At 64.3% G+C, this 11,896-nt stretch carries 14 protein-coding genes; 12 read left to right on the forward strand and 2 right to left on the reverse strand.

The annotated features are described in order from the left end of the window. The first annotated feature begins 2 nt into the window (after positions 1-2). Genes BLS52_RS07395 through BLS52_RS07410 form a run of 4 tightly spaced genes read left to right on the forward strand, consistent with a single transcriptional unit; the run spans position 3 to position 3,466 of the window. Positions 3-242: an acetyl-CoA carboxylase gene (locus BLS52_RS07395; RefSeq protein WP_090585575.1), complete on the forward strand. Its 240-nt coding sequence runs from the start codon at positions 3-5 to the stop codon at positions 240-242. After that, a complete protein-coding gene (locus BLS52_RS07400; RefSeq protein WP_342707433.1) occupies positions 239-1,597 on the forward strand; it encodes an acetyl-CoA carboxylase biotin carboxylase subunit in 1,359 nt (452 codons plus the stop codon). Before BLS52_RS07395 ends, BLS52_RS07400 begins: the two co-directional genes overlap by 4 nt. Then, on the forward strand, positions 1,594-2,496 hold the full coding sequence (locus tag BLS52_RS07405; RefSeq protein WP_090585576.1) for a 5-oxoprolinase subunit B family protein: 903 nt from the start codon (positions 1,594-1,596) through the stop codon (positions 2,494-2,496). Before BLS52_RS07400 ends, BLS52_RS07405 begins: the two co-directional genes overlap by 4 nt. Continuing rightward, a complete protein-coding gene (locus tag BLS52_RS07410; RefSeq protein ID WP_090585578.1) occupies positions 2,486-3,466 on the forward strand; it encodes a 5-oxoprolinase subunit C family protein in 981 nt (326 codons plus the stop codon). Before BLS52_RS07405 ends, BLS52_RS07410 begins: the two co-directional genes overlap by 11 nt. 48 nt (positions 3,467-3,514) lie before the next feature. Here the strand turns inward: BLS52_RS07410 and BLS52_RS07415 are convergent, their stop codons facing one another. Beyond that, on the reverse strand, positions 3,515-4,558 hold the full coding sequence (locus tag BLS52_RS07415; protein WP_090585580.1) for a LacI family DNA-binding transcriptional regulator: 1,044 nt from the start codon (positions 4,556-4,558) through the stop codon (positions 3,515-3,517). 180 nt (positions 4,559-4,738) lie between these two features. Here BLS52_RS07415 and BLS52_RS07420 point away from each other — a divergent pair, with 180 nt between their 5' ends. The 6 genes from BLS52_RS07420 to BLS52_RS07445 are packed head-to-tail and all read left to right on the forward strand — an operon-like array spanning position 4,739 to position 9,936. Then, the gene (locus BLS52_RS07420) at positions 4,739-5,764 is read left to right on the forward strand and encodes an asparaginase (protein WP_090585582.1); all 1,026 of its coding nucleotides are present in this window, start codon (positions 4,739-4,741) and stop codon (positions 5,762-5,764) included. Positions 5,765-5,797: 33 nt separating this feature from the next. Then, positions 5,798-6,682, forward strand: coding sequence for a polysaccharide deacetylase family protein (locus BLS52_RS07425; protein WP_026544554.1), 885 nt, complete (start codon positions 5,798-5,800; stop codon positions 6,680-6,682). Positions 6,683-6,684: 2 nt separating this feature from the next. Beyond that, positions 6,685-8,067: an MFS transporter gene (locus tag BLS52_RS07430; protein WP_090585584.1), complete on the forward strand. Its 1,383-nt coding sequence runs from the start codon at positions 6,685-6,687 to the stop codon at positions 8,065-8,067. Next, on the forward strand, positions 8,060-8,824 hold the full coding sequence (locus BLS52_RS07435; RefSeq protein ID WP_090585586.1) for an SDR family NAD(P)-dependent oxidoreductase: 765 nt from the start codon (positions 8,060-8,062) through the stop codon (positions 8,822-8,824). Before BLS52_RS07430 ends, BLS52_RS07435 begins: the two co-directional genes overlap by 8 nt. A 37-nt stretch (positions 8,825-8,861) precedes the next feature. Continuing rightward, entirely contained in the window at positions 8,862-9,578 is a 717-nt protein-coding gene (locus tag BLS52_RS07440) for an SDR family NAD(P)-dependent oxidoreductase (protein ID WP_090585588.1), read from the forward strand. A 10-nt stretch (positions 9,579-9,588) separates the two neighbouring features. Further along, complete coding sequence (locus BLS52_RS07445) at positions 9,589-9,936, forward strand: hypothetical protein (RefSeq protein WP_139186236.1); 348 nt, start codon at positions 9,589-9,591, stop codon at positions 9,934-9,936. Positions 9,937-9,942: 6 nt separating this feature from the next. Here BLS52_RS07445 and BLS52_RS07450 read toward each other — a convergent pair whose 3' ends face one another. Beyond that, positions 9,943-10,305: a hypothetical protein gene (locus tag BLS52_RS07450; protein ID WP_090585591.1), complete on the reverse strand. Its 363-nt coding sequence runs from the start codon at positions 10,303-10,305 to the stop codon at positions 9,943-9,945. A gap of 112 nt (positions 10,306-10,417) precedes the next feature. Here BLS52_RS07450 and BLS52_RS07455 point away from each other — a divergent pair, with 112 nt between their 5' ends. Together BLS52_RS07455 and BLS52_RS07460 are read left to right on the forward strand one after the other, a co-directional pair. Beyond that, complete coding sequence (locus BLS52_RS07455; RefSeq protein WP_090585593.1) at positions 10,418-11,116, forward strand: HAD family hydrolase; 699 nt, start codon at positions 10,418-10,420, stop codon at positions 11,114-11,116. A gap of 105 nt (positions 11,117-11,221) precedes the next feature. Then, positions 11,222-11,890, forward strand: coding sequence for a maleylpyruvate isomerase family mycothiol-dependent enzyme (locus BLS52_RS07460; protein WP_175460110.1), 669 nt, complete (start codon positions 11,222-11,224; stop codon positions 11,888-11,890). Positions 11,891-11,896 lie beyond the last annotated feature (6 nt).

The raw sequence follows: 11,896 nt of genomic DNA on the forward strand, positions 1-11,896 counted from the left end.
ACATGTCTGACATCATTTCTCCCCTGCCGGGAATCTTCTACCGCAAGCCCGGTCCCGACAAGGAGCCCTACGCGGAGGAGGGCGAGCGGATTGAAGCGGGCCAGACCATCGGCGTCGTCGAAATCATGAAGCAGTTCTCGGAGATCCGCAGCGACGTTTCCGGAGTCCTTGAGAAGTTCCTCGTCGAGGATGCCGGCACCGTGAACCCGGGCGCCGTGATCGCGACTGTGACCGCCGAATGATACAGAAAATACTGGTAGCTAACCGCGGGGAGATTGCAGTCCGCATCATCCGCTCAGCCCGCGGACTCGGCATCCGCACCGTTCTGGCGGCCAGCGAGGCGGATGCGGAATCGTACGCTGCGCAACTTGCTGACGAGGTGCGCATCATCGGCCCCGCACCCGCGAGCAAGAGCTACCTTGACGTCGCGGCGGTGCTGCGCGCCGCCACGGAGAGCGGGTGCGACGCCGTCCACCCCGGCTACGGATTCCTGTCCGAGAACGCCTCCTTCGCGAAGGCGGCGACTGACAGCGGACTGACCTGGATTGGACCTCCCGCCTCCGCAATCGAGCTGATGGGCAACAAGGCCCAGGCACGGCAGGCCGCCAAAAAGGCAGGAGTGCCGACTTTGCGCGGCAGTGACGGCCCTGTAACGGAGGGCGCAGATGCGCTCGCCATCGCCGCCGAGGTGGGTTACCCCCTCGTGGTGAAGGCCTCCGCCGGTGGCGGCGGCCGCGGCATCCGGCTGGTGACGGAGGAAGGCGACCTCGAATCGACCATCAGCATCGCCCGCGCAGAGGCGCAGGCAGCATTCGGTGACCCGGCGGTGTACCTTGAGCAATTCGTCGCGAAGGCACGGCACGTCGAAGTGCAGATCCTTGGCGATGGACAACGCGTGATCCACATCGGTGACCGGGACTGCTCTCTGCAGCGCAGGCAGCAAAAAATCGTTGAGGAGGCACCAGCTCCGGGCCTGCCGGACCACGTCCGGAATACGATCCTCCAATCCTCGATCGATCTCGGACTGCAGTGCGGCTACGAAGGTCTCGGAACCATCGAATTCCTCTACGACCAGGACGCCGAGGAAGCCGCCTTCATCGAGATGAATACCCGCCTGCAGGTTGAGCACCCCGTCACGGAGATGATCACCGGCCTGGACCTGGTCCGCGAGCAAATTCTGGTGACCAGGGACAAGTCGCTCCGCCTGCAGCAGGAAGACATCCGGTTCAGCGGCCACGCCTTCGAATTCCGCATCAACGCGGAAGATGCCGACAACGGCTTTATGCCCAGCCCCGGCACGCTCCAGCGTCTGGACTGGCCCGGCGGACCGGGCGTCCGGGTCGACTCGGGGGTGGTCTCCGGCTCAGTCGTCGCCCCCTTCTATGACTCCCTGCTTGCCAAGCTCATCGTGTGGGACAGCAGCCGGGAGGAAGTGATCGCACGCTCAGCCCACGCCCTGCGGGAAGTGCACATAGAGGGAGTGAAAACCACGCTGCCGCTGCTGAAATCCCTGCTCGAACGCGAGGAAGTGCTTTCAGCCCAACACCATTCAAAGTTCATCGAATCAACGCCCGAACTGTTAGGAGCGCTCACATGACAAGTGCCCCAGCTGTCCCCCAGACAGCCCGCTACACCTGGGGAGGCGATGAGTTCCTGTTCGTCGAAATCGCCGAAGACATGAGCCTTGCGGCCAACTTCAAGGCCAACGCGATGGCAACCCTGCTCGGAGAGGAGGACATCGCGGGCGTCACCGACATCTGCCCCGCGAATGCCTCGCTCCTCATCCGCTTCGACCCCGACGTCGTACCACCGTCAGAACTGGAGTCTGCCGTCCGGGCCCTGGAAGACCAGGTGGTACATGCCTCTTCGCGCGTGCTGGAAACGCGGGTCATTGAGGTTCCGGTCTGGTATGACGATCCCTACACCAATGAAACCGGTGCACGCTTCCGCAAGGGCCACCAGCGGCCCGAGGGCAACGACCTCGATTTCGCCGCCGAGGAGAACAACCTCGAGTCCGCCGCGGAGTTCATCCGCCGCCACCATGAATCGGCATGGCTCGTGTCCATGGTCGGCTTTGTGGCGGGTCTGCCTTTCATGTTCCAGATCGTTCCGCAGGAGGAGCAGCTGGAAGTCCCCAAGTACCTCAGCCCCCGCACCGATACGCCCGCCCTCACCGTGGGGCATGGAGGATGCTTCGCCTGCATCTACTCGGTCCGCGGAGCAGGCGGCTACCAGATGTTCGGCATCGCGGCGGCCCCGATCTTCGACCCGGCACAGCGTCTTGAGGACTTCAGGGACTTCATGATCTTTTTCCGCCCCGGAGACATTGTGAAGTTCCGCCCCGTCGAGGAAGCGGAATACCTCGATATCCAGGCGCAGGTGGAAGCCGGTGCCTACCGTTACCGCCAGGCACCGGTCACCTTCGATCTTGAGCGTGCTCTGGATAACCCCGCCCAGTACAACAAGGACATCATGGAGCAGCTCAATGGCGTTTAACATCCTCGAACCGGGCCTCGCGACCACCGTCCAGGACAGAGGCCGTCCCGGCTACTACAACGTCGGCATCCCACAGGGCGGAGCCATGGACCAGCTCTCGGCGGAAATGGCCAACTCCCTGGTCGGCAACACGGGGACGGAAGCGGTGCTGGAATGCACCTACATCGGACCGAAGCTGGTCAGCGATGAAGACGCCGTTGTCGCCGTCACCGGGGCGCCGGTGGAAGTGAAGATCAACGATGTGGTGCAGGAGCAGTGGGCGCGCCTGCAGCTTCGGGCAGGCGATCAACTGTCCTTCGGCATGCTGAGTGGCGGCACCCGCTACTACATCGCCGTCCAGGGCGGCATCGACGTCCCCTCGGTGTTGGGCAGCCGCTCGACGTACACGCTGGGCGCCATGGGAGGCTTCAACGGCCGGGCCCTGCAGGCCGGGGACACAGTCCCCGTCGGTGCACAACACACACCGTACGACGACGTCCCCTCGCCCGCCCGCGTTGATGAAGCGGAGCGTCCGGCCTTCGACAGGGAAGTCACCGTCCGTGTGCTGCCCGGCCTCTACGACCACCGGCTGACGGAGGACGGTCTGTCCACTTTGCTCAGCGCCGAGTGGACCCTGACCCCGGTCGCCGACCGCATGGGGCTGCGCTACGCCGGACCGGAGCTGTCCTGGAAACCGCGGCAGCAACCGTTCGGCGCGGGATCGGATCCCTCAAACATTGTCGACGCCGGTTACGCCGTCGGGTCCATCCAGGTTCCCGGCGGAAAGGAGCCGATCATCCTGCACCGGGATGCCGTCTCCGGCGGCGGTTACGCCATGGTGGCTACCGTCATCAGCGCGGACATGGATCTACTTGCCAGAAGCGCACCGGGCACGACGACGGCTTTCCGCTCCGTCTCGATGGACGAGGCGCTGCAGGCCCGGCGGGAGATGAACGAGCGCCGGGCGAGGATTTGGGAGTGGGCCCGGTGAGAGCCGGCGGTGCGAGGGAAACCGTAACTGTCGGCGTCCGCCGACCCGTCAGCTGCCTTCGACGCCGAAGTCACTGCTTTCACGGACCATCAGCTGCGGCTCCAAGAGTTGGGACTCAGCCGAATGGTGGTCCAGCACGTTCAGCAACAGGCCGACCGCTCTCCGCCCGATCTCCATCATGGGTGAGCGCACCGAAGAGAGCGGGATGGGCAACTGCGCAGCCAGTGACGTGTCGTTGAAGCCAACAACGGCGATGTCCTTTCCCACGGTGAGGCCGGCAGCACGCAGCGCGCCCATCGCGCCGATGGCGGCGAAGTCGTTCACCGCGAAGATGGCGGTAGGAACCGGGCCCGGCGCGAGCATGATCTGCTCGGCGGCCTCCCGTCCGCCCTCGGTGTCGAAGTGGGACCATACCACCGACTCGTCGGGAAGGGTTCCACCGAGCGCTTCCCAGCGCTTGCGGAAGCCTCCCGTTCGGTCCAGCGCAGTACTGGCGTAGGTTTCACCGGCGATCACGGCGACCCGGCGGTGACCCTGCGCCCACAGGTGATCGGCCACCAATTCACCGCCGACAACGTCGTCGCACGTGGATGACGGGTACTGCGGATGACGGCGATTCATGAGAACAAATGGGACTCCGCGTGATGAGAGCTCGTGGACGAGGTCACTGTCAGCATGAACATCCCCGAGGATCAGTCCGTCGACACGCCTGGCGAGCATGATTCCGGCCTTGCGACGCTGCTCGTCCTGGTCGTCGTGGGAGTTCATGACAAACGTCGAATAGTTGTTCGCCGCCGCGGTCTCTTCGACACCCTCATACATTGTTGCGAGGACGATGTCGGAGAGCCTCGGCACGATCACGCCGATCGCCCTGGTTCTTCTGGTTCTCAGGCTGGTGGCCTGCGGATCAGGCGAGTAGCCGCGCAACTGCGCCAGTTCCCGGACTTTTTGGGCGGTTGCGGAGGAGGCGGCCCGGCGCGCTACGTCGTCCCGGGAATGAAGGACACGGGAGACGGTCGAGAGATGAAGCCCCAGCTCGTCGGCGAGGTCCTTCAACGTAACCGCCGGTTGGTTCCGTTGTCCCTGGTTCACCCCGCGGTCCTTTCCATTCACGTGTAGCACCCTACGGTACGGATAAATTTTCCGGCGCACCTCTTGACGTGGTCCAAGTCACACCATAGGGTCTCATCTTGAACCCACCCAAACGTTTGGTCAAGCCTTTCGTAAAGCGAACCCAAACGATTGGGCAAACAACCTCGAACAGGAGTTTTCGTGGACACGAACGTCACCACTCCCCATGTCGTACTCCTCGCGACAGGCGGCACCATCGTGTCCCGCAACACCCCGGAGTCCGGCGCTACCCTAGCCGCGGACGGCGGCAGCGATCTGCTGGCCAGCGCAGGGCTGGACCCTGAGCTGGCCGTCAGGGTCGTGGATGTGATGCGCACCGGGTCGTATGCGCTCAGCTTTGCGGACATGCTGGAGATCTGTTCCTCCATCAGGGAGGCGCTGGCCGATGAGAACGCGGTAGGCGCGGTGGTGACCCACGGCACGGACACGATGGAAGAATCCGCTTACCTTGCAGACCTCCTCCACAATGACGAGCGACCCGTCGTGTTCACCGGAGCACAGCGTCCGGCCGACCACCCTGATCCGGACGGGCCGGGAAACCTGAAGCAGGCGGTCGCCGTCGCCGCGTCGGCCGGCGCCCGGAACCAGGGCGCACTCATCGTCTTCAACGGCAGGATCTTCCGCGCCGCAGGAGTCCGCAAGATTCACACGTCAGACCTGCAGGCATTCGGTGACCCGGACGCCGGTCCGGCTGGACGGGTGTCCCCTGCCGGCGAGGTTGAGCTGGGCACAGCAACCAGGCGCCTGGCTCCCCTTCCCTGGGCGGGTCCTGCCGCATCCCCTGCACCGCGGGTCGACGTCATCGCCTGCCATCCGGGTGCTGACGGCTCGCTCCTGGCTGCGGCGTTGGAGGCCGGATCCCGCGGAGTCGTCCTGCAGGCTACCGGGAACGGTAACGCCAATCGCAGTTTCGTTGCCGTGGTCGGTCAGGCCGTGGCCGCCGGGGTCCCGGTGATCGTCAGCACCCGGGTCCAGGCCGGTCCAGTGATGGCCGTGTACGGCGGCGGAGGCGGAAAGGACCTGGAAGCAGCCGGAGCCATCTCCGCCGGCATGCTCAAACCTTCCCAGGCGCTTGCCCTGCTCCAGTTGCTCATTTGGCTGGGCACCCCCCTTGCCCGCATTGCAGAAGTGTTTGCCGAACGCGGAAACCTACATCAAACCAACTGAAAGACAGCAGTAACCGTCCATGAGAGGTGGATTATGAGTAAGGAAATTCAGGTAGCCTTCGGGGTCGACGTGGATGCCGTTGCCGGCATGCTCGGTTCTTATGGAGGCGAGGACTCGCCGTGCGATATCTCCAGAGGCCTCTTCAGCGGCGAGGTAGGCGGCCCGCGGCTGCTGCGCCTCTTCGAAAAGTACAGCCTTCCTTCAACCTGGTTTGTACCGGGCCATTCGATCGAGACGTTCCCGGACCTCACCCGGATGATCGTTGATGCCGGCCAGGAGATCGGCGTGCACGGATACTCCCACGAGAACCCGATCGCCATGACCCGCGAGCAGGAAACGGCCATTCTCGACCGCTCCATCGAGCTGATCGACAAGGTCTCCGGCAAGCGGCCCACCGGTTACGTAGCGCCCTGGTGGGAGTTCTCCAACGTCACCAACGAGATCCTCCTGGAGCGGGGCATCAAGTATGACCACTCGCTTATGCACCGCGACTTCGAGCCCTACTACGTCCGCGTCGGCGACAGCTGGACCAAAATCGACTACACCCAGCCCGCCGAGTCCTGGATGAAGCCCCTGGTGCGCGGTGAAGAGACCGACCTCGTGGAGATACCCGCCAACTGGTACCTCGATGATCTCCCTCCCATGATGTTCATCAAGGCCGCGCCCAACTCCCACGGGTTTGTGAGCCCGCGTGACATCGAGCAGATGTGGCGGGACCAGTTCGACTGGGTCTACCGCGAAATGGATCAGGCGACCTTCACCATGACCATCCACCCCGATGTGTCCGGCCGCCCGCAGGTTCTCCTCATGCTGGAGCGCCTCATCGAGCACATCAACAGCCACGACGGCGTGAGCTGGATGAACTTCGACCAGATCGCCGACTCTTTCCTCGCCCGCAATCCCCGAAAGGCAAGCTAGACATGAGCATCTCAACTGATCAGATCAATCTCTCAACGCCGAGGGATGGCGAGCAGCGGAAGCTGCCGGTCTTCAGCAAGAAGAACACCACGATTGCCACCTGGCTCGCTCTGCTGGCGTGGACTATCGCCGTCTTCGACTACGGCCTGTTCGGCACCCTGCTTCCGGCCATGCAGGAGGAGTTCGGGTGGACTGAAACCGAGGCCTACGCGGTCAACACCTGGATTGCCGTCGGCACGGCCATCGTCTGCTTCGGTGTGGGACCCGTGATCGACCGGCTTGGACGCCGCAAGGGCATGATGGTGACGGTCGGCGGCACGGCGCTCGTTTCTGCTGTGACCGCAGCCATTCCCGCGACGCTCGGCTTCTTCAGCAACGCACTCCTGGTTTTCGTCCGCTCCTTCGGCGGGCTTGGATTCTCTGAGCAGGCTGTCAACGCCACCTACATGAACGAGGTCTACCAGGTCACCGAGGACACCAAGAAGCGCAAGCGTCCCGGCTTCTACTACTCGTTCATCCAGGGTGGCTGGCCGCTCGGCTTCCTGCTCGCCAGCGCGCTCGCCTTCGCCTTCCTGCCCTCACTGGGATGGCGCGCGCTGTACATCATGGCAGCCATCCCGGCCGCCATCACCGTCTGGCTGATTTCCAAGAAGCTCAAGGAAACACCCCAGTTCGAGCTTCACGAGAAGCTGACTGCGCTGGAAAAGAGCGGCCGCGTCGATGAAGCGCACGCTCTCGCCGGTTCCTTTGGAGTGCAGCACTCCTCGACGGCGCCCCTGAAGCGCATCTGGGAACCGGGACTTCGCCGGAACACCATCGTTTTCTCACTCGCCTGGATCGTCAACTTCTTCGGCATTATGGTGTTCAGCATCCTGGGCTCGTCGGTGCTGGTGAACTCTCGTGGTGTTGAACTCGCCGACGCGTTCTGGATGCTGATCGTGATCAACGCACTGGCCTACTTCGGCTATGTGTTCCACGGCTGGTTCGGTGACGTCATCGGACGCAAGAAGACCATCATCATCGGCTGGATCATCTCGGGCATCTCCTTCGCCGTCATGCTCAGCCCTATCGCATCGACCCCCACCCTGATCATCCTGAGCTACGGAACCGGGCTGTTCTTCCTCGTCGGCCCCTACGCCGCGATCCAGTACTTCATGGCCGAGTGCTACCCCGTCAGTTGCCGCGCCACGGGCCTGGCCTTCATCGGAGCCATGAGCCAGCCCGGCATCATCCTGGGCGGAGCGCTCTTCACGCTGGTGACGGCCGCGGCTGGGACCACTGCCGCTGCCCTCTGGGTGGGCGCATTGGGAACACTGGTTTCCGGCCTCCTCATGATGGCTGCGAAGCCCATCCCCCGCGAACTCCTCGAGGATCCCAATGCCTGACGCCAGAGCCGCAATCATCACCGGCGCCGCAAGCGGCATAGGCCGGGCACTCAGCGCACACTACGCAGCGCGGGGCGTGCACGTAGTCATCGGAACATTCCCCGGTGACCCGCATGATCCGGAAGAAACCCTCAAGCTGGTTGAGGACGCGGGCGGCAAGGCGGTCATCAAGGAAGTCGATGTCCGCAGCACCGACTCGGTGGAATCCTTCGCCGAGGAATCGCTGTCATCATTCGGACGGCTGGACTACGCCATCGCCAACGCCGGCATTCTCCGCAACGCGGCCCTGGATTCACTCACCGATGAGAAGTGGACCGACATGCTCGACGTCGACCTCACCGGCGTGCTGCGCACCTTGCGGTCCGGCGCCGCCCGGATGAGCGACGGCGGTGCCATGGTGGCGGTGTCCTCGATCGCCGGCGGCGTGTATGGCTGGGAGGAACACGCCCACTACGCGGCCGCGAAGGCCGGCGTGCTGGGCCTGGTCCGGAGCGTGGCCGTAGAGCTCGGTCCCCGGAAGATCCGCGCGAATGCGGTCATTCCGGGGCTCATCGAAACGCCGCAGTCGCTCGACCCGGTCAATTCCCTGGGGCCGGAGGGCCTCAAGCGGGCGGGACAGGACATCCCCTGGGGTCGTGTCGGCCGACCGGAAGAGGTTGCCAGCGTCATCGGCTTCCTCACCTCCGAGGACTCCGTGTACATCACCGGCCAGTCCCTGATTGTCGACGGTGGACTCACTGTCAAGATGCGGGCCTGACCATGGCGATCAAAGCGGCTGAACGAAAGGACAGAATATGAGCGGAGGGCCAGCAGGCTCAGGCGGGCGCGCCGTCGTCGTCACCGGTGGCGGCAGCGGGATCGGCGCGGCTATTGTCGAAGCCTTCGCGGCAAACGGGGATCGCGTAGTGGTGCTGGACCGGGCACCGGGACCGGACACAATCGCCGTCGACGTCTCGGATGAATCGAGCGTCCGCGCCGCCTTCGCTGAAGCACGGGAGAAGCTCGGCCCCATCGACATCCTCGTCAACAGCGCCGGCCTGCTCACGGAGTCGCCGCTGCGCGACATGTCGCTGGCGATGTGGAACGAGACTCTCGCCGTCGATCTCACCGGCATCTTCCTGTGCTGCCGTGAGGTGGTGCCGGACATGCAGCAGGCGGGGTGGGGAAGGATCATCAACATTTCCTCACAGCTGGGCATCAAGGGAGGCACCGGGCTGAGCCATTACAGCGCTGCCAAGGCCGGAGTGATCGGATTGACCAAGTCGCTTGCGTTGGAGCTCGCTCCGCACAATGTCCTGGTCAATTCGATCGCGCCGGGTCCAATCGAGACTCCCCTGGTCGAGGGGATTTCAGCTGATTGGAAGCGCGCGAAAATGCAGGAGCTGCCGTTGGGCCGCTTCGGCACACCGGCGGAGGTGGCGCCGACGGCGCTCCTCCTGGCAAGTGACCCGGGAGGGAACCTCTACGTCGGCCAGACGCTGGGACCCAATTCCGGCGACGTGATGCCTTAGGAAGCCCGGCATGTGTGGTGCATGCGGCCGGACTGTGGTCGCCGACGATGTGCTGGGACCGGTGCGTACCCTGCGTTCCCAGCACATCGTCGCACAGACAATCAATGCCCTCTGCACAGCTGTTCCCGGGCTGCCAACCATCCAGGTGGCCGGGGACGCCTGGACTCTTCGCTCTGCAACGGGCGCAGTCCAGAGCTGCAGCACCGTACGGGACCTATGGGCTGCATTAGTAGCCCGGGTCGGAGCCGCCGCTGTACCGCTGCTTCGGCAAAATATCGAACTCGCACTGACGGATGCCGTCGGACTGGACCGGGACGTTCTCCTGGCCGGGAAAAAAGCGCTGGTGACCGAACGCTAAACCTCGTTAAACCGGAATCCCGTTCTCGAACGCCGTCGACAGACCCGCCGCAAACATCAGGAAGAAGCCGATCACCATCAGGATGCTCAGCACCCCGAGGATGATAGCCACCCAGCCCAGCAGACGGCCTCCGGCGGCTGATTCGCCCATCCGTTCGGCCTTGTTTGCGGAGCTGATGGCCATGGGACCGAAGACGAACCAGAACAGGAACATCCCGAGCACACCGTAAGCGAGTGAAAGCTGCGCAGCACGCTTCCCCTCATGGCCGGGCCCGGCAAAACTCATGGCCGGCGACTTCCGGGAAGGGGTCGCGGCGAAGGGCTGTTCGCTGGGATAAGGGGTACGTGACTGGCTGGAGTAACTCGACATGGGTTTCCTTCTGAGACAAGGTGGATAGTCCGGGATCCTGTTGGTGAGTTACCGCCGATACCCCCGTGATGCAGCACATCCTATTCCACAACGGACCCACCGAGGCGGCACCATGACAGAAAAGTACGACGGCGGGGCGCGCGGCGTCCTTTTCGACGTTGACGGCACACTCGTGGACACCAATTACCTGCACACCCTGGCGTGGTGGCAGGCCTTCCGCCGCTACGGCCACGACGTCCCCATGGCGTCCATCCACCGCACCATCGGCATGGGCGGCAGCACCCTGATCGAGCACCTCCTCGGCGAGGACCGGGACAAGGACCAGGACGAGTCGCTTGAGGACACCCACGGCGCACTCTTCTCCGCCCAATGGCCCGCGCTCCGCCCGTTCGACGGCGCCCGCGACCTGCTCCAGCACTGCGCCGACGCCGGCCTCGCCGTCGTGCTCGCCACCTCCGCGTCCGAAGAAGAGCTCGCCGTCCTGCGAAAAGTAATCGACGCGGACAGCGCCATCTCCGGCGCCACCAATGCCACCGACACGGGCATCAGCAAACCTGCCCCGGACATCCTCGAAGCGGCCCTAAAGGCAGCCGATCTCAAGGCCGAGGACGCCGTATTTGTCGGTGACGCCGTCTGGGACGTCGTCACCGCGAACAAGCTCGGCATCCCCACCATCGCGGTCACCACGGGCGGCACCAGCGAAGCTGAACTGCGCGACGCCGGCGCCAGGTACGTGTTCGCAAACGTCCGGGAACTGCTGGACGCCGTCCTCGCCGGTGAGGTAAAGGAACTGGCGAAAGGAGCCCGATGAAACCCGACTACCCCTACGCACTCCCCTATGACCGCTACCGGGAGCTGATGGCCCAGGACTTCGCGCGGTTGCTGAAGCTGACCACGACCGCGGATCCGGGCACCCGTGTTCCGGCCTGCCCGGAGTGGGACATCGAACAGCTGGCACGGCACACCGCACTGGTCTACCTGCAGAAGGCCGAGACCATCCGCACCGGCGTCAAACCACAGGGACTGGGTTCCAGAGGAAGTCCGGCAGCTCGGTCCGGCCCGGATGCTGGAAACCTGCTACCGGCGGCTGACCAGCGAGTTCAACTCGCACGAGTCCTCGGACCCGGCAGAGTCCTGGGTTGCAGAGGACCAGACTGTCGGGTTCTGGATCCGCCGCCTCACCCATGAGACCGCAATCCACCGCTACGACATCGAAGCGGCCCTCGCTGATCCGCAGCCCATCGACCCAGAGCTCGCGGTCGACGGCATCGATGAGATCCTCACCGTCATGTTTGAGCGCGGACGGGCCGCCCGGGGAACGGATACTGCGCCGGAGGGCACCACGGGAGACCTGGTCCTCGAAAGCGGCGGACACACCTGGTTCGTCCGTCTGCTGCCGACCGACGTCGAAATTTCCCGCGAAGTTTCCCGCGAGGCACGCAGCGCAGCCAGTACCATCATCTCCGGAGAGCCGCACGATCTGCTGCTGTGGTTGTGGGGGCGCGGACCTCTACCCGCACCGAATAACGACGACGACGGCGGTGCTGCCGCAGAGCTGCGCCGGCGCCTTGCTGCCAGCACCTGAAACACC

This window comes from Arthrobacter subterraneus (assembly GCF_900099735.1).
Classification (GTDB): Bacteria; Actinomycetota; Actinomycetes; order Actinomycetales; family Micrococcaceae; genus Arthrobacter_D; species Arthrobacter_D subterraneus.